Raw genomic sequence first — 16,552 nt, forward strand, 5'->3', positions numbered from 1 at the left:
TGGACGTTATGGCAAAGGTAATTGTTGTGTTCACTGGCTCTTGGCGTGGCTATGGCAAGGGCGAAGTGGCGGGTTTCGAGGAAGACGTGGCGCAGTCGTTGATCGATGGTGGTCGCGCTGAGCTGTACGAAGGCAAGAAAGCTGGCAAGTCCGGTGGTGGTAAGGGCAAGGCGGCCCCGGCGGCGAAAGGGCCCGCCCAGTCCGGCCCATCGACGGAGCCGCCACCGGATTCGGGTCCGAACAACACCGATCCGAATGACGACGAAGAAAAACCCTGATGGCTCGCCGCATCGCCTACACGGGGGCGCCCGTGCTGACGTTGGAGCAGGTGGCCTTTCAATGCCGGGCTGAACCAGAAGACCTGCAGCCTGAGCTGATCGACCAGATCATCATCCCTGGGGTGACCGCCCAGGGCGAATCGAGGACGGGGGCGGCGATTCGTGAGGCGATCTACGAGGAGGACTGGCCGGCGGCGTATCCGTCGGGCCATTCGCTGGACGTTGGCCAGGTGGTTGCCGTCGAGTCCGTGGTGGTGCTGGGAGACGCCGGGCAGGTGATGCCCTACGAAGGGCAAGTGGTGCTTCACCTGGGGGGCAAGGAGAGTTACCTGGAGTTCCCGGCAGGCCGTCCCGAGGGGCGTTTGCGGATCCGTTACCGCGCCGGTACGGACCTGGAGGCGCACCCGGGTGTACTCAGCTGGTTGCTGATGGCCGCTGAAACGGCTTTCACCCATCGGGGTGTCATGGTGGTGGGGCAGTCCTTGTCACCGCTTCCTGGCACCTACCTCGATCATCTGCTGGCGGACATCACCGTTCCGCCGAGGTTCTAGCCATGATCCTTAAAGAGCCTGCCTCGGGGGAGCTAAACCGCCGCGTTCGACTGCGGCTTCGGCGCGACCTTCCCCAGGGCGACGGTGTTGGTCTCGATTCCGAATACGAAGGTGAATTCGACTGCTGGGCCAAGATCCAGCCTGTCGGCAGTGCTGTTTACAGCGGCTCTGTGCAGTCCGGTGCAGTGTTCACGCACCGTGTAACGCTGCGTTTCCGTCCGGGCATCACCGAGTCCCACGAAGTGGTCGAGAAGTACCGGGGCAACGAGATTGTCTATCGCGTGCGCCGGTCCAGTGATCTGAGTAACCGCCGATTTCTGGTGCTGGAGGTCGAGGAACTGGGCCTGGCCGCTGAGCAGGGTGGAGGGATCTATGGCTACTAGCTTGAGCGTGCAGCCGTACCTGCATATTGATGGCTTCGATGACCTACCCAAGGACTTCTTCGACAAGCGCAAGGTGCGTGCGGGTATGCGCAAGGCGGGCCGCCTGGTGGCAGCCCGTGCGCAGTTAGCGATTGCGCTGTCCCGGGGAGCGAGCGACTACCCGGTAAACCGTACGGGAGAACTGGTGCATTCCATTCGGGTCAAGCTATCCCGGTCGGGATTCTTGGTGCGTATCGCGCCGCAGAAGACCAGTGGAATGAAGGAGTACTACCCCGCCTATCTGAACTACGGGGTGAAGCGAGGTGCCCGGGTCCGCGGCCTTGGTCCGGGGAAGCGTCGCCGGCGCGGCGCCCGGGCGAAGCTGATTGCCCTGCGTGCCTCTGGCGGGTGGCGGATCACGCCGCGAGCCAACTACATGGCCGATGCGCTCGAGGACAGCCGAGCGGATGTGCAGCGGATCCTGAAGGCGGCCTTCGCTCGGGCACTGGGAGGTTGAGCTATGCGATTGTCCCCCTTGATTGAACACTTGAAACGCCACTGCCCTTCGCTGGGCGGTCGGGTTGCCGGCGGCATCGACATGGATGCCGTGATGGCATCGGCCAAGATGGTCACGCCGGCGTGCTATGTGATCTGCACTGGTGACGAAGCGGGTGAAAACCTCGCTCAGAACAAAGCGCGGCAGACGCTTGTCGACCAGTTCGACGTGGTGTTGGTCCTGCAGACCCGCGATGAACGTGGGCAGCAGGCGGTGGACGTGCTGCATGACCTGCGTGCTGAGCTGTTCCGGGCCCTGGTCGGCCTGGAGTCGGATGATCACGAACCGATCACCTATGTCGGCGGCAGCTTGATGGTGATCGACCGGGCGAAAGTGGTGTACCGCTATGGCTTCGAAGCGGAAAGCCAGATCGGCCGCAGCAGGGCGGGTGACCCCGCCGAAACCTGGCAAGAGTACAAGTTGGACGGCCTGCCGCCGCTACGGGGCATCGACTTCAACTTTGACAGCCTGGACCCGAAAGACCCCAACCACACAGCGCCTGGCCCTGATGGCCGGGTAGAAGTGCGTTTTTCCACCGAACTTTCGCAAGAGTGACCCCTCATGACTCGAATCACCGTTTACCCGGTCGAGGGCCGCACCGTGCCCGACCCGGAGCTAGGCGGCACGCTGGGCCCCGACGGGCGTGCTGTGCCCCGAGACGCGTACTGGTTGCGCCGCCTGCGTGACGGCGACGTGACCGACCGGAAACCCGCCGAGCCGAGCAAGGCCAAGGCGAAAACGAAAACCACTGACACTGGGAGTGCTGAGTAATGGCCGTCAGTTTCAATAGCATCCCCAGCGACATCAGGGTGCCGCTGTTCTATGCCGAGGTCGACAACAGCCAGGCCAACAGCGCCGTCGGCAGCTTGCAGCGCCTGATCGTTGGCCAGGTCAACGATGATGCCGAGGCCGATGAAATCGGCAAGCTGACCCTGGTGTCGAGCCTGAGCTTGGCTAAGAGCATCGGCGGCGTGGGCTCGATGCTCGCCGAGATGTACGACACTTGGCGGCGCAGCGATCCGATGGGCGAGGTCTGGTGTCTGCCGATCAAGGCTACCGGGACCCAGGCCAGCGGCAAGCTGACCATCGCCGGCGCGGCGACGGCAGGCGGGCAGCTCAACCTGTACGTGGCCGGCCAACGCGTGCGCGCCACGGTGGCCAGCGGCGCCACGGCAGCCGAAGCGGCGACCGCCCTGGCGGCGGCCATCAATGCCGCCGGCTTGTCTGTGGCGGCGATCACAGAGGCTGGAGAGGTCACGCTGACCTGTCGCTGGTCGGGCCTGAGCGGCAACGACATCCAGCTGGAGCTGAACCGCCAGGGGCGCAATGGTGGCGAATTCACCCCGGCCGGGCTGACGGTGACTGTCACGCCGATGGCCGGTGGGATGGGTACGCCAGACGTGGCGCAAGCCCTGGCGGCGCTAGGCGATGAGCCGTTCGAGTTCATCTGTGCGCCTTGGGCCGATGCCGCATCGCTGGATGCCTGGCAAGCCTTCATGGATGACAGCAGCGGTCGCTGGAGCTGGGCGCGGCAGTTGTACGGTCATGTGTACTCGGCCAAGCGCGGCACCCTGGGTGAGCTGGTGGCGTTGGGCGATTCGCGCAACGATCCCCACGTCACGGTGTATGGCTTCGAGAGGGCCTGCCCGGATCCGGTGTGGCGTCAAGCTGCTGCTTATGCGGCGCGCACCGCTGTGTTCATTTCGGCGGACCCGGCGCGGCCTACGCAAACCGGCGAGCTGACTGGTATCACGCCGGCGCCGGCTGGCGAGCGCTTCATTCTGACCGAGCGGCAGTCGTTGTTGAGCCATGGTATCGCCACGGCCTACTCCACCGGTGGCGTTCAGCGCATCGAGCGGGGCATCACGACCTATCGAGAAAACGCCTTGGGGCAGCCCGACAACTCCTTCCTGGACAGCGAAACGCTGCACCAGTCGGCGTATGTCATCAACAACCTTAAGACGCGGGTCACCAGCAAATACGGCCGTCATAAGCTGGCCAACGACGGTACCCGATTCGGCGCCGGCCAGGCCATCGCCACGCCGAAGGTCATCCGTGCCGAACTGATTGCCGGCTATCAGGCGCTGGAGCTGCTGGGCATTGTCGAGAACGCCGATGCCTTCGCCCAGTACCTGGTGGTGGAGCGCTCGAGCACTGATCCGAACCGACTGGACGTGCTGTATCCGCCGGACCTGGTGAACCAGCTGCGTGTGTTCGCGCTGCAGTACCAGTTCCGTCTGCAGTACCCGGTGTAACCAATCGATCCACCAGAGCCCGCCTAGTGCGGGCTTTTTTGTAGGAGACGCCCATGGGCAAGAAAGTCGCGGGTACCGTCTATATCAAGGCAGACGGTACCCAGTTCACCGTGACTGGCGGGGCCGAGGCGCCGCTCAGTGACAAAAAACGCGAATCGGTCGCGCCAGGCTATTTCAAGGAAGAAGACCTGGTGCCTTATGTCGCAGTGACCGTAGTCGATGATCCCGACTTGCCGATCGCACAAATCATGGCCGCGACTGATGCGACCGTGACTGTCGACTTTGGCAATGGTCGCACCTACGTGCTGTCCGGTGGTTACGTCGTGGATGAGCCCGCCGCCAAGGGCGACGACGGCACCATCGATCTCAAGTGGGAAGGCACCAAGGGGGTATGGCAATGAAAGAAGTCGTCAAGCTGTCGGTACCGATCCAGGCACACGGCGAAGAGGTCGCTGAACTGGAGGTACGACGCCCGACAGTTCAGGAGGTGCGCAACATCAAGGCGCTGCCTTACAAGATGGACAAGGACGAAGCGGTGACGCTCGACATGGATGTGGCGGCCAAGTACATCGCCGTGTGCGCAGCGATCCCGTCCTCCTCGGTTAATCAGTTGGACCTGTCGGACCTGAACAACCTGGCCTGGATTGTCGCCGGTTTTTTCTTGACGCCGGCGTCAGCGACGTTGACGGCTTGATTGCAGCCGCATACGACCTGGCGTGGTTCTGGAGGTCCGATCCCGAGCAGGTAATGGGTCGGACTTTGGACGTCATTCTGGAAGCCACCATGCACAGCCAGCGCATCGCGGAAACGCTGAGGGGGGAGGATGGCTGACAAGTTTCAGCTCAAGGCGCTGATCACCGGTGTCGATAAGCTGTCACCGACGCTACGTGGGGTACGCAAGAACATTGCGACCTTCCGCAAGAGCCTGGAAAGCACTGGCCTCGGCAAGATCGGCTGGAGCGACATTGTCACCGGCGGGGCCATGGCGGCTCCCTTCATTGCCGGCGCTCGGGCGGCCATCGACTTCGAGTCGCAGATGGCCGACGTGCGCAAGGTGGTGGACTTCGACACGCCACAGCAGTTCAAGGAGATGGGTGACGACATCGGGCGCCTGTCCGAACGGCTGCCGATGGCGGCGACGGATATCGCCAAGATCGTTGCGGCCGGTGGCCAGTCGGGTATTGCCAAGGATGAGCTGCTGGGCTTTGCCGAGGCTGCAGTGAAAATGGGTATTGCCTTTGACCAGACAGCCGACGAAAGCGGCGAAATGATGGCCAAGTGGCGTACGGCGTTCCGTATGAGCCAAGATGAAGTGGTCGGCCTGGCCGACCGCATCAACTACCTGGGCAACACGGGCCCGGCCAACACCAAGCAGATTTCCGGCATCGTGACCGAGGTCGGTGCCTTGGGCGAGGTCGCCGGTCTGTCTTCGGCGCAGATTGCGGCTATCGGCGCGACCATGGCCGGTGTGGGCGTCAAGCAGGATGTGGCGGCCACTGGCATCAAGAACTTCATGCTGGCCCTGACCAAGGGCACAGCGGCCACCAAGGCCCAGGCGCAGGCCTACAAGTCGCTGCGCCTGGATGCCAAGACGGTCGCCGAAAACATGCAGAAAGACGCCCAGGGCACGACCCTGGATCTGCTCAAGCGTATCGCCCAGGTCGATGCGGCGAAGCGGCCGGCGCTGTTGGCCGAGCTGTTCGGTACCGAGTCCATTGGGGCCATCACGCCGCTGTTGACCAATCTGGAGTTGCTGCGCAGCAACCTGGACAAGGTCAGTGATAGTCGTAAGTTTGCCGGCTCCATGGAACAGGAATACGCCGCTCGGGCGGCCACCACGGCCAACAACCTGCAGCTATTGCGTAACGGAGTCGACAGCGTGGGCCGTGCCATCGGCAATGCCCTGCTGCCAGGCATCAACGCGGTGCTCGATCAGCTGCGTCCTTGGATCTCCCAGGTGGCGCAGATGATCAGCGACAACCCGCACCTGGTACGCGGCATCGTCATCGCCGGGGCGGCCTTTACCGCCCTGCGCGCAGCGGTGTTTGCCGCGACGGTGGCGACCCGGGTACTGGGTGTGGCCTTCGCGGCAACCCCGGTGGGCCTGATCGCCGTCGGCATCGCTGCTGCGGTCGGCCTTATCGTCGCCAACTGGGAGAGGGTCGGGCCGTTCTTCAGTGCTCTGTGGGAACTGATCAAGGCCTATAGCACGCCTTTCATGGAGTTCATGAAGAGCCTGTTCGCCTGGAACCCATTGGTGCAGATCGTCAAGAACTGGGAGCCCATCGTCGGCTGGTTCAAGAACCTGTGGGAGCGGGTCAGCCCTTACCTGCAACCGATCCTCAAGCTGTTCGGCGGTGAGGAGGGCGAAGGCCTGACCGGGCGCGTGCAGCGCATGGCAGAGGAACAGCGGCAGCGTAACGCCGGCGCCGGTGGCGGTAGCGGTGAACTGGTGCTGGCCGGGGCCGGCACGGCGGCGCGGAACCGGCAAGAGCTCAACGCGAGGCAGTTCGGCATCAACCCGGGCACGCTGTTGCAGGCGCCGGGGCAGTTGCCGGAGCCGGGGGCCTTGCTGCGCCAGTCGGCGGTGGCCAGCAAGGCCCAGCTAGAGGGCGAGATGCGTTTCACCTTCGACAACCCGCCGCCGGGCCTGCGGGTGGAGTCGACGAAGAGCAGCCAGCCCGGCGTCACGATGACGCCGAAGGTTGGTCGCAGGACAATGGGAGGTACCAATGAGTGAATGGCGCGATCTGCGCCGCGAAGCATCGTTTCGCGGCGTGCCGTTCTGGGTGGACAGCGACAGTGTGCCGGTTGGCCGGCGTACTCAGCTGCACGAATACCCCAAGCGGGACCAGCCTCTGGTCGAAGACATGGGCCGGCGCACGCGTGAGTACAAGTTTGTCGGCTTCATCATTGGCGCTGACTTCATCAGCCAGCGCGACCGCCTGCTGGCCGCGCTGGACCAGCCCGGCCCGGGCGAGTTGGTGCACCCCTGGTTCGGCCGCCTGACGGTGACCGCCGGTGATTGCGACATCGCCCATGCCCGAAACGAGCTTGGGATGGTGCGCTTCAACCTGACGTTCATCGACGGCATGCTGATGTTTCCAGTGCAGCGGGTGAACACCCGGCGGCAACTGGCGGCCCATGTACCGACGCTGCTGGAGTCGGCCAAGGCGCGCTTTGATGCTGCAATGGCCAAGGTGGACCTGGCCCGGCAGCGGGTCAATGCCGTGCGCCGGGCCCTTTCCAGCGCCTATGCCTTCGCCATCAACTTCCTCAAGCCGCTGACCTCGCTGGCCGGTGACCTCGGCGCCCTGGTGCAGTCGGTCATCAACGCTCCAGGCGCCTTGGCAGCCAGCCTGCTGAGTGACATAGCCAGCGTGGAGCGCTGGTTCAGCGGCTACGGGTCCAGTGGTTCGCTGCAGTCGTCACGCTCCAGGGCACGGGCCATTTCCGCGCTGTCGGCCGAGCCGCCGGTTGCTGATGATCCAGAAGTCGCGGCGATCCAGGCGGCCGTCATCGGCTTGATCCAGGACGCAGCCCTGGTGGATTTGCTGCTGGACATGGTGGAAGTCCCGGTGGCCAGCGTGCAAAGCGTTGATCAACCGGCTGCGCTGAGCGTCCAGCTCGAGCAGGATGGTTCAACCGTCGAGGCGGGTAGCGTCATGGATACCGGAGTGCCAGTGGCTGATGACATTCTGGCGCTCCGTGACGCCATCAGCGAAGCGATGTGGGCCATTGCGGGAGATAGCCTGCCGGAGCACTTCGGCGTGCTCAGTGATGCCCGCTTGGCCCTGGATCGACACCTGACCGAGGTGGCGCGTAGCGGTGTCTGGCTGCGTCCCTATCAGCCACGGACCACGGTCTCGTCGCTGGTTCTGGCGCACCGGCTGTACGGCGACGCACTGCGCGGCGCCGAGATCGTCTCGCGCAATGCGATTCGCCACCCGGGCTTCGTGCCCGCCACTGAACTGCAAGTCGCCAAGAGTTAAGCCATGGAGCCAGATAACACCGTCACCCTGAGCGCTGGCGGGCACGACTACGCCGGTTGGAAAGACGTCAGTATCAGCGCGGGCCTCGAGCGGCAGGCGCGGGATTTCAGTGTGTCGATCACTTGGAAGTGGCCGGGCGGCGGTGATGTGCCGGTGCGGATCCGCCAGGGCGACTTGGTCGAGGTGTGGATAGGGCGTGACCTGCTGCTGACCGGTTACGTGTTCAGTACGCCGATCCGCTACGACGCCAGGTCGATCACCTTGAGCATTGCCGGTCGTTCGAAAACGGCTGACCTGGTGGACTGTGCGGCGATCAACTCGCCGGGGCAATGGCGCGGCCAGAGTGTGCAGAAGATCGTGGAGGCTCTGGCAGGTGAATACGGAATCAAGGTCGTCAATGAGGCCGCTATCACCCTGGGGCTTGACGATCACACCATCGAGCCGGGCGAAACCGCTTTCGAGAGTATCGACCGGTTGCTGACCCTTTCGCGGCTGTTCAGTACCGATGACGGCAGCGGTCGCCTGGTCATCGCCAGTCCGGGCACGGCGGGGCGTGCGGTGGACAAGCTGGAGCTGGGCAAGAACATCCTCGACGGGGATACCGCCCTGGACTTCTCCAACGTGTTTTCCGAGTACATCAGCCGCGGTCAGCGCAGTGGTACCGACGACTCATTCGGTACGGCCGCGACTGAAGTGCAGGCCAGCGTGAAGGATGAGCGGGTGACGCGCCGGCGAGTCAAGGTGATTCACCAGTCGGGCCAGATGACCACCAAGATGGCGCGTGACCGCGTGGAGTGGGAGCGGGCCAACGCCATCAGTCGCGCCCTGGCAATCAACTACGTGGTGCAAGGCTGGCGGCAGAGCAGCGGCGAGCTGTGGCGGCACAACATGATTGTGCGCGTAGTGGATCCGCTGATCGGCCTGGACCGCGACATGCTGATCAGCGAGATCAGTTACGAGCTGGGCGAGGAGGGCACCTTGACCCGGATGACCGTAGCCCCGCCTGACGGCTTCCTGCCCGAGCCAAACGACGCTTACGAGCGGCGCAAGCTCAAGAAAGGCAAGAAAACAGACAACTTCGAGTACCTCATTCCAGCGGACTACAAACCATGAGAAATCCAATAGCGGGCGTGCTGGCCCGTGGTGTGGTGGTGCTGGCCAACTCGGCGCGCAAGCTGCAGAGCCTGCAGTTGCGTATCACGGCTGGCGAGGTGAAAGACGACGTGGAGCACCTGGAGCCCTACGGCTTCACCTCCTGCCCCAAAGACGGCGCCGAGGCCCTGGCCGGGTTTATCGGCGATCGCAGTCACGGGGTGGTGATCATGGTGTCTGACCGCCGTTTTCGCCTGCAGAGCCTCAAGCCGGGCGAAGTGGCCTTGTACACCGACGAAGGCGATCGGCTGCACTTCAAACGCGGCCGGGTGATCGAGGTCGACACGGCCACGTTCAAGGTCAACGCCGAAGCGGCTGTGGAGTTCAACACACCGGTGATCCGCACCAACGGTCGCATCGAGTCGGTCGGCGATCAGGTGGCCGCCGGCATCAGCCAGATCGAGCATGTGCATGATGGCGTGATGCGTGGCGAGGCCAGCAGCAACAAGCCGGTGGGGGGGCTGGATGAGTCGTGAGGCCCTGTTGCGCCGGGCTGTGACCATCAGTCTGTTCAGTTGGCGGCGGGCCGGTGCTGACGATCCGGTCGATGATGCCGACCGCCAGGGTTGGTGGGGTGATTGTGCGCCGACCGTGGCCGGCGATCAGATCGGCTCCCGGCTGTGGTTACTGCGGCGGCGCTCGATTACCCCGAGCACGCTGCGCGATGCCCGGGAATATGCAGAGGAGGCGCTGCGCTGGCTAACCGACGACGAGATTGTTACCTCCGTTACGGTAACGGTCGAGCGGCAAGGCAACGAGCGGGTCAACCTGCAGGTACTGCTGACTGAGGCCAACGGCGAAACCCTGCAGCTGGCGTTTGAAGATACGTGGAGCTTGATCAATGCCATATGAAATCCCGACGTTACCGGCGCTGATCACGCGCACCGAGGCCGACTTCGAACGCAACGCCCCGGATGCGTTGCGTCGCTCGGACGCCAAGGTTGCCGCTCGTGCACTCAGCGGGGCTGTGTTCCAGCTGTTCGGTTATCAGAGCTGGGTGGCCAAGCAGGCACACCCGGCTACCTGCGATGAAGAGCAGCTGTTGCGCTGGGCGGATTGGCGCCTGGAAGACGGCCGCAAGCCCGCCGTGCCTGCCACTGGTGTGGCCACGGTCACCGGGTCCAGCGGCTTCCTGGTAGATGCCGGGACGGTATACCAAGCCGGTGATGGTCGCCGCTATGTGGTCAAGGTGGGCGCCACGCTGGTTGATGGCGCTGCCCAGCTGCAGTTGGTGGCGGAAACGGCGGGGCCGAGCGGCAACATTGAAGGCGGGCAGCTGACTGCGGTCAAGCCCGTCCTGGGGGTGAACCCCACCGCCACCATCGGCGCCGACGGCATTGTCGGCGGCACCGATCAGGAGGAGATCGAGGCGCTGCGTGCGAGGGTGCGGGCGGCCTTCAAGAACCCAAGCAAGGTGGGTAACGCGGCCGATTTCGTGGAGTGGGCGTTGGAGGTGCCGGGTGTGACCCGCGCCTGGGCGCTGCCGCGATGGATGGGCCCGGGCACGTTCGGTCTGACCTTCGTCTGTGACGGTGACGCCGACATCTTCCCGAGCGCCGCGAAGGTGGCCGAGGTGCAAGCCTACCTGGAGCGCAAGCGGCCGGTGACCAGCGAGGTGTATGTATTCGCTGCGCAGCGCCTTGCTGTGGACCTGCGCATCAAACTGACCCCGGACACTACGGCCGTGCGCCAGGCCGTGGGGAAAGCCCTGGCGGGCCTGATCAGCGACGAAGGCGGTTCTGATTCTGTCATTCCGTTGAGTCACATCCGTGCGGCGATCAGCAACGCGCCGGGTGAGACCGACCACCGGCTGGATGCGCCGACCGAGGATGTGGTGGTGGCGGCCAATCAGGTGGCTGTGCTGGGGGGAATCACATGGCTATGACCGAGGACGATTACCGCGAGGGCTTGCGCGATCTGCTGCCGCCAGGTCCAGCATTCGACCCTGAGCTGCAGGCGGACTGGGCGCAGCTGCTGGCCAGCCTGGCGCCCGAACTGGCCCGGGTCGACCAGGCCCTGGATGGTCTGCAGCTGGAGATGAACCCGGCGACGGTCAGCGCGCTGCTGACTGACTGGGAGGACTATCTAGGCTTGCCAGATGCCTGCACCGTGCCGGGCTCGCAAACCCTGGCCCAGCGCCGGCAGGCCGTGTTGGACAAGCTGACTGCCTCGGGCGCGCCGCAGGTGGCCTATTACCGTCGGTTGGCCGCGCAGGCCGGCGTGACGGTAACGATCGAGGAGTTCCGTCCCGCAAGGGTAGGGCCGACCGTCACCGGCGATTTTCTCTATGGCTCCGGGTGGTCTTGGGCATGGCTGGCGTCGGCCCCCTTGGATGCCTACGGCACGCCCGAGGCGGCTGCCATGGAGTGCCGCCTGCGCCTGGAAGCACCGGAATACACCGACGTTGAGATCGGCTTCGGGCGCGCCGAGTTGGAGGGAATCGCCGCCAACATCGATCAATTTTTCCATGCGGTTCATTACGTGATGCCGGCCGCTGTGGCCGGCCTCGGGGATTAGTTATGCAGCGTATTTCAAGCTGGACGGACCTGGTCGCAGCGCTTGGCCGCTTTCGCTACGGCAGTGTTGTCGGTGGTGTGCCGCCGACACCGCTCAAGGCCGAGTGGCTGAACATGGTCCAGGAAGAGATTGCCCATGTTGTTCTGGCGGCGGGCATCGAGCTGGATGCCGAGCAGGAAGACCAGCTCAAGCAGGCGATCGTCAAGATGATCGGGGCATACCTGCCCTTGTCGGGCGGTACCTTGACGGGCCTTCTTCGGGCCACCAAAGGCGTACGAACGGCCAAGGGGTTGCCGGCAGCCGGCAATGCCAGCGAGGTCGGCTATGGCTTTTCCGGTGACGGTGATACGGGCTTGTACGCCGTCGGTGGGACCGACGCAGACGGCTCGGCCCTGGTGCTGGTGGTCGATGGTGCGGAGGTGCTGCGCCTGAGAAGCGATGGCAGCCTGATCATCGATGGCGCTCATACGCCATACCACACTGGCAACAAGCCCTCGATGCTGGCAGTGGTGTACCCCGTGGGTTCGATCTACATGAACGCGAGCGTTGCCACCAACCCGGCCACGCTGCTGGGATTCGGCACCTGGGTGGCCTTGGGGACTGGTCGTATGCTGATTAGTGCCGGTAGCGGGACTGATGCCCGAGGCGAGGAAAGGGCGTTTGCCCTCGGCAGCACCGGCGGTGAGTACGGCCATGTATTGACCATTGCCGAAATGCCGGAGCACGACCATACCGTCCCGCAAGGCGTCACCGCCGGTCCGTCGGGTGAATACACCTCTGGTGATGACATGACCAGCCAGGTGGCGACCAACCCGCCGTCAGGATCGACCGGTGGTAGCCAGGCGCACAACAACATGCCGCCCTATCTAGCTGTGCACATGTGGCGGCGTACCGCCTGAACTTGTTTCAACACCCAACCCGCTCCGGCGGGTTTTTTTGTCCCTGGAGATATGAATGACAGACGTTGAATCGCTGGAGGCCTACGCTGGCCAGCTGTCGGAGGCGGCCGCTAAAGCCACCGCTGTTGCGGCTATCCAGCACCAGGTCGCACATGGAGATGAGCAAACCGATGTGTTGACCGAGTCGGGACTGGTGCCTTCATTGGCTAAACAGGCGGTGTTGTCGCAGAACAAAGTCAATGCGGCGCTGGAGGAGGTCGCATCCCAGTTGGCGGGTGCGATGACGTTTTCGTCTGTGGCCGTTGGGCTTGAGCATACGCTCGATGGCGGATACTTCTCAGTGCCATCGCCCGATGATCGGGAGTACTCGATTCTGTACCAGAACAGTGCTGGAGTTGCCATAGAGATTAAGCGTTATCCCTCGGCGCTGGGCGTGGAAGAGCTAACCAAGCTGGTGCAGGGGCCCTCGGATCTGGCGGTGGCCTCTGAGGAGGTCGGGGTTTCGGTGGCAGACGATGAGGGAGGTGAGCACCTGCTGATTACACGGCTCAGGTTGCGAACGCCGGCATTCGAGGCGCGTATCGATGAAGCGTCGATCGGAATCTATGGCTCGGATCAGGACGCGCTGCTGCATGCAGATGAGCAAGGCATCAGTCTGGGTCCGCTGATGTTCGGTACGACGTTACTGCCTGGCATGTATGTGGTGGATGAGGAAGACGCCATTCTGCAGGAATTGTCCGACCCAGGCCCGCCACCTGAGGCTGTTGCGCCCCAACTGGACGCTCTTGCCGGGGGGGTGTACTTCGCACCGAAGCTGGTTACGGCACCTGGCGCTCCGTTGCATCTGGATGTGAGCAGCATGATTGCGCCGAGGGGCGGGCACGCCGGTGTTGTGGCCTCTATCTCAAGCGACACCACCTCGGAATCCCAGAGCTCAACCAGGACGTTGAAGGTTCAAGCTTCCAAGTTTGGTAGCAGTGGCCGCCTGAAGCTGCGCGCCTCAGATAACGCTTTGACGCAGCACATCATGGATCTCTCCTTTGCAGAGATTCCCACGGGGCCATTCAATGGTGCTGAGCCTAATGTCCTTGTTATTGGGGACAGCATCAGCAACCGACAGGGGGCTCAGTTTCTCAAAGAGACACTGACTGATCACGGCTACAACGTTAACTTCATCGGCACCATGAATGGATCTGCTATCCCTGATGGGCCGACTAACGTTGGAGGCCCACTTGGGGAGTGTCGCGAAGTGTATTCGACGGGTAATTACACTTACGCGGTAGTGAATGAAATTACTATTCCTATTGAGCCTGGAATGGAAGCTGAGTACTTGGCGATGTCAAAAACGCCAAAGCGCAACCACAACCCGTTTATCCGAGCGGCTACGGCGGGGGATGATCCGAGTGTTGTTCGTAATGGCTATGTTTTAGACTTTGCGTTTTATCAGTCCCGCTTTTCGTTGCCTGCGCCAGATATCATTGTGTATGCCCTTGGCATGAATGACTTCTTGCAGACAAGTACGGGGGATGAGCTGTTCAACTATGTGCTTGATAATGAACGCCTCATGATGCAGCGCATACGGGCGGCGTGGCCCAGTGTCAAGATACTGCGTTGCTTGCCCGGACTGCCTTATCATCGGACCCGGAATCAGCAGTGGACGGATCGGTACATATCGCTGATTCGCGGGGTTATGTCCAACCTGAATACCCTTGGGGATCCTCGAAATATCTTGGTTCCTTCGTGGACGTTCGCTAACCCTGAGACTGGCTATGCAACTGGCAACTCAGTAGTCGATCCCGTCACGGGGGTCAGCAAAGTCGAGATCACAGATATGACGCATCCGGTCGGTGCAAATCGCCGCAGCCTTTTCCAGGGCATCGCCCCTTATATTGTCGCTGCAACACTTAACTTTATCTGAGGAGTTTCTAATGGGTCTTAAATTTATCTCCCCTGGTGCGCTGGCTCCTTGGTACACGAAGGTTATTCCGCCGGTAACGCGAGCGCTTGAGGGTTGGTTTTGCCTCGATACTGCAATAGAGCGGGTCGGGTTTAACCGGGCGCCGGGGAAGGCCAATGCCAGCATCGTCGGCAATCCGGTAGTTTCTGCGAATAGCGTAAGGTTCAAGGGCGGTGAGAACTTCCTTGAGACGCAGATCAAGGAAACGGAGAAGTTCACATACATCGTTGTCGGTAAAGTTCCTGGCCCTCTTGGCGGAACGGGGCCGGCTACATCCGCGCCGTATGTGGGGGATTATGGTGGATCGCCAATTGGTCCATACGCATCTTCAGGCACCTTGCTCTACCACACCACTGACACTTCGCTTACGGCCCTTGCGTGGCGCGAAAACGAGGCGGGCACCGGACCCACATCGGCGACCGCCACTATTACGGATGAGCCCACGTCTTGGGCTATCCGATCGATTGTGAGTAACGGCGACCTCGGAACCAGGGTCACAAACCACACGACTGGAGCAACGGCCAATCAGCCGCTCGCCACACCACGACTGATGGGATCCTCGCCGTTGCGGATTGGTTCGGTTTACGGCACCAACATGCGCGGAGAGACCGAAATCAGCTTCGTCGCGATTTTCTCTGATGCACTGACGCCTGATGAAATCGCTCTGCTGCTGCCGGGAATCCGCCGTCGGATGTTGCGATTTGGCATCGTCGTATAGTCGAGTGTCCGATTAAAGAACGCGGCCGCCTCGAGCGGCTTTTTTTGGGCCCGCAATCTGGCTAACCCAGTGCGGGCTCATTGTTTGGGGAAAATATGTCTATCACAATTCAACAGCTGCAGCAGATCCTCCCCAACGCCGGCCGCCAAGCCGGCGTTTTTGTTCCTGGCCTCAACGCCGCGATGGGCAAGTACGGCATCGTTACTCGCCTGCGGATGGCAGCGTTCATAGCCCAGGTTGGCCATGAGTCGGGCCAGCTCCTGTACGTGCGTGAGCTGGGCAACGACAAGTACCTGTCGAAGTACGACACCGGCCGCCTGGCCCAGCGCCTGGGCAACACGCCCGAGGCCGACGGTGATGGTCAGAGGTATCGCGGTCGTGGCCTGATCCAGGTAACCGGGCGGGCCAACTACGAAGCCTGCAGCGAAGCGCTGTTCGGTGACAGTCGCCTGCTCAGCACGCCGGAGCTGCTCGAGCACCCGGTGTACGCCGCGATGTCGGCCGGCTGGTACTGGCACAAGAACGGCCTCAACAGCTTGGCCGACAAGGCCGACTTCCTGGCCATCACGAAGCGCATCAATGGCGGTACCAACGGCCTGGAGGATCGCAAGGCGCTCTACCAGCGAGCGCTACAGGTGCTGCAGTGAGGGCGCTGGATTGGCGTCTGGCCTGCCTGGCGCTGCTGCTGGGCTTGGCCCTGGGCGGGCGTGGCGCTTGGGTGTGGCAGGCCAACGCCTACGGCAAGCAGCTCGCCGACCAGGCGGCGGACTATGGCAGCCAGTTGGCGGCAAAGGACCGCGATCACAGCCGTGAGCGTGAGGAGGCCGCTGCGGCGGCGCTCGATCAGCTGGCAGAACAGCAGGGCGCCCGTCGCGCCCTGGAAGCCCGCCTGCAGGAACAGAACCAGGCACACTGGAAGGAGATGAACGATGCTCAACAAACTCAGGCTCGCCTGCGTGACAGGCTTGCTACTGCTGACCTGCGGCTGTCAGTCCTTCTCGACGCCGGATCCCTTGCCGCCCAGGGTTGTGACGGTGGGCTGCGAGAAGCCGCCGGCGCCGGAAGCCTGGTTCATGGAGCCGTACGCGCCGAACTTGACCGAGCGCATGCTCAACGAATTGTCGCCATCACCGACGAAGGCGACCGGGGGCTGATCGCACTGCGGGCCTGTCAGGAATACGTGAAAAGAATCTCGGCTCCCTAAGGATTCTCCGAACAAGTTTCCCCAAGCCCGCGATAAGTAACGTGTCGACGCCGCAAGGCCGATTTTTCAGGCCTCAATCGCATCAAAACCAGGGCTTTTCCCTGGTTCTTG

At 62.8% G+C, this 16,552-nt stretch carries 21 protein-coding genes; all 21 read left to right on the top strand.

The window, feature by feature from the left end:
• Nucleotides 1–26 precede the first annotated feature (26 nt).
• The 21 genes from NJF35_RS07725 (at nt 27) to NJF35_RS07825 (ending at nt 16,441) form a co-directional block, all read left to right on the top strand.
• Nucleotides 27–278 (top strand): hypothetical protein, encoded by a 252-nt coding sequence (locus NJF35_RS07725; protein WP_253090923.1) that lies wholly within the window; start codon nt 27–29, stop codon nt 276–278.
• 32 nt (nt 279–310) lie between these two features.
• On the top strand, nt 311–829 hold the full coding sequence (locus tag NJF35_RS07730) for a hypothetical protein (RefSeq protein ID WP_253090924.1): 519 nt from the start codon (nt 311–313) through the stop codon (nt 827–829).
• A 2-nt stretch (nt 830–831) separates the two neighbouring features.
• Nucleotides 832–1,212, top strand: coding sequence for a head-tail adaptor protein (locus NJF35_RS07735; protein WP_253090925.1), 381 nt, complete (start codon nt 832–834; stop codon nt 1,210–1,212).
• Nucleotides 1,202–1,708, top strand: a complete 507-nt coding sequence (locus NJF35_RS07740; RefSeq protein WP_253090926.1) for a hypothetical protein — start codon at nt 1,202–1,204, stop codon at nt 1,706–1,708. The genes NJF35_RS07735 and NJF35_RS07740 overlap by 11 nt, the downstream gene beginning before the upstream one ends.
• Nucleotides 1,709–1,711: 3 nt before the next feature.
• Nucleotides 1,712–2,302 (top strand): hypothetical protein, encoded by a 591-nt coding sequence (locus NJF35_RS07745; RefSeq protein WP_253090927.1) that lies wholly within the window; start codon nt 1,712–1,714, stop codon nt 2,300–2,302.
• A 6-nt stretch (nt 2,303–2,308) separates the two neighbouring features.
• The gene (locus NJF35_RS07750; protein WP_253090928.1) at nt 2,309–2,518 is read left to right on the top strand and encodes a DUF2635 domain-containing protein; all 210 of its coding nucleotides are present in this window, start codon (nt 2,309–2,311) and stop codon (nt 2,516–2,518) included.
• Nucleotides 2,518–4,002 carry a phage tail sheath subtilisin-like domain-containing protein gene (locus NJF35_RS07755; RefSeq protein ID WP_253090929.1) on the top strand — a complete coding sequence of 495 codons (1,485 nt, stop codon included), beginning with the start codon at nt 2,518–2,520 and terminating at the stop codon, nt 4,000–4,002. The genes NJF35_RS07750 and NJF35_RS07755 overlap by 1 nt, the downstream gene beginning before the upstream one ends.
• 53 nt (nt 4,003–4,055) lie before the next feature.
• A complete protein-coding gene (locus tag NJF35_RS07760; protein ID WP_253090930.1) occupies nt 4,056–4,403 on the top strand; it encodes a phage tail tube protein in 348 nt (115 codons plus the stop codon).
• Nucleotides 4,400–4,696, top strand: a complete 297-nt coding sequence (locus NJF35_RS07765; RefSeq protein ID WP_253090931.1) for a phage tail assembly protein — start codon at nt 4,400–4,402, stop codon at nt 4,694–4,696. The genes NJF35_RS07760 and NJF35_RS07765 overlap by 4 nt, the downstream gene beginning before the upstream one ends.
• Nucleotides 4,697–4,825: 129 nt before the next feature.
• Nucleotides 4,826–6,742, top strand: a complete 1,917-nt coding sequence (locus NJF35_RS07770) for a phage tail tape measure protein (RefSeq protein ID WP_253090932.1) — start codon at nt 4,826–4,828, stop codon at nt 6,740–6,742.
• Complete coding sequence (locus NJF35_RS07775) at nt 6,735–7,994, top strand: DNA circularization protein (RefSeq protein ID WP_253090933.1); 1,260 nt, start codon at nt 6,735–6,737, stop codon at nt 7,992–7,994. Before NJF35_RS07770 ends, NJF35_RS07775 begins: the two co-directional genes overlap by 8 nt.
• 3 nt (nt 7,995–7,997) lie before the next feature.
• Nucleotides 7,998–9,107 (top strand): phage baseplate assembly protein, encoded by a 1,110-nt coding sequence (locus tag NJF35_RS07780; protein ID WP_253090934.1) that lies wholly within the window; start codon nt 7,998–8,000, stop codon nt 9,105–9,107.
• Nucleotides 9,104–9,622 (top strand): phage baseplate assembly protein V, encoded by a 519-nt coding sequence (locus NJF35_RS07785; RefSeq protein WP_253090935.1) that lies wholly within the window; start codon nt 9,104–9,106, stop codon nt 9,620–9,622. The genes NJF35_RS07780 and NJF35_RS07785 overlap by 4 nt, the downstream gene beginning before the upstream one ends.
• Nucleotides 9,612–9,998 (top strand): phage GP46 family protein, encoded by a 387-nt coding sequence (locus NJF35_RS07790; protein ID WP_253090936.1) that lies wholly within the window; start codon nt 9,612–9,614, stop codon nt 9,996–9,998. Before NJF35_RS07785 ends, NJF35_RS07790 begins: the two co-directional genes overlap by 11 nt.
• A complete protein-coding gene (locus NJF35_RS07795) occupies nt 9,988–11,031 on the top strand; it encodes a baseplate J/gp47 family protein (protein WP_253090937.1) in 1,044 nt (347 codons plus the stop codon). Before NJF35_RS07790 ends, NJF35_RS07795 begins: the two co-directional genes overlap by 11 nt.
• Nucleotides 11,028–11,663 (top strand): YmfQ family protein, encoded by a 636-nt coding sequence (locus NJF35_RS07800; protein WP_253090938.1) that lies wholly within the window; start codon nt 11,028–11,030, stop codon nt 11,661–11,663. Before NJF35_RS07795 ends, NJF35_RS07800 begins: the two co-directional genes overlap by 4 nt.
• A gap of 2 nt (nt 11,664–11,665) precedes the next feature.
• Nucleotides 11,666–12,562: a phage tail protein gene (locus NJF35_RS07805; RefSeq protein WP_253090939.1), complete on the top strand. Its 897-nt coding sequence runs from the start codon at nt 11,666–11,668 to the stop codon at nt 12,560–12,562.
• A 55-nt stretch (nt 12,563–12,617) separates the two neighbouring features.
• Nucleotides 12,618–14,480, top strand: a complete 1,863-nt coding sequence (locus NJF35_RS07810; RefSeq protein ID WP_253090940.1) for an SGNH/GDSL hydrolase family protein — start codon at nt 12,618–12,620, stop codon at nt 14,478–14,480.
• A gap of 10 nt (nt 14,481–14,490) precedes the next feature.
• A complete protein-coding gene (locus tag NJF35_RS07815) occupies nt 14,491–15,237 on the top strand; it encodes a hypothetical protein (protein WP_253090941.1) in 747 nt (248 codons plus the stop codon).
• A gap of 95 nt (nt 15,238–15,332) precedes the next feature.
• Nucleotides 15,333–15,884 (top strand): glycoside hydrolase family 19 protein, encoded by a 552-nt coding sequence (locus NJF35_RS07820; RefSeq protein WP_253090942.1) that lies wholly within the window; start codon nt 15,333–15,335, stop codon nt 15,882–15,884.
• Entirely contained in the window at nt 15,881–16,441 is a 561-nt protein-coding gene (locus tag NJF35_RS07825) for a lysis system i-spanin subunit Rz (protein WP_253090943.1), read from the top strand. Before NJF35_RS07820 ends, NJF35_RS07825 begins: the two co-directional genes overlap by 4 nt.
• The last annotated feature ends 111 nt before the right edge of the window (nt 16,442–16,552 follow it).

Origin of the sequence: Pseudomonas guariconensis, from assembly GCF_024127895.1 — a bacterium.
GTDB lineage: Bacteria > Pseudomonadota > Gammaproteobacteria > Pseudomonadales > Pseudomonadaceae > Aquipseudomonas > Aquipseudomonas guariconensis_B.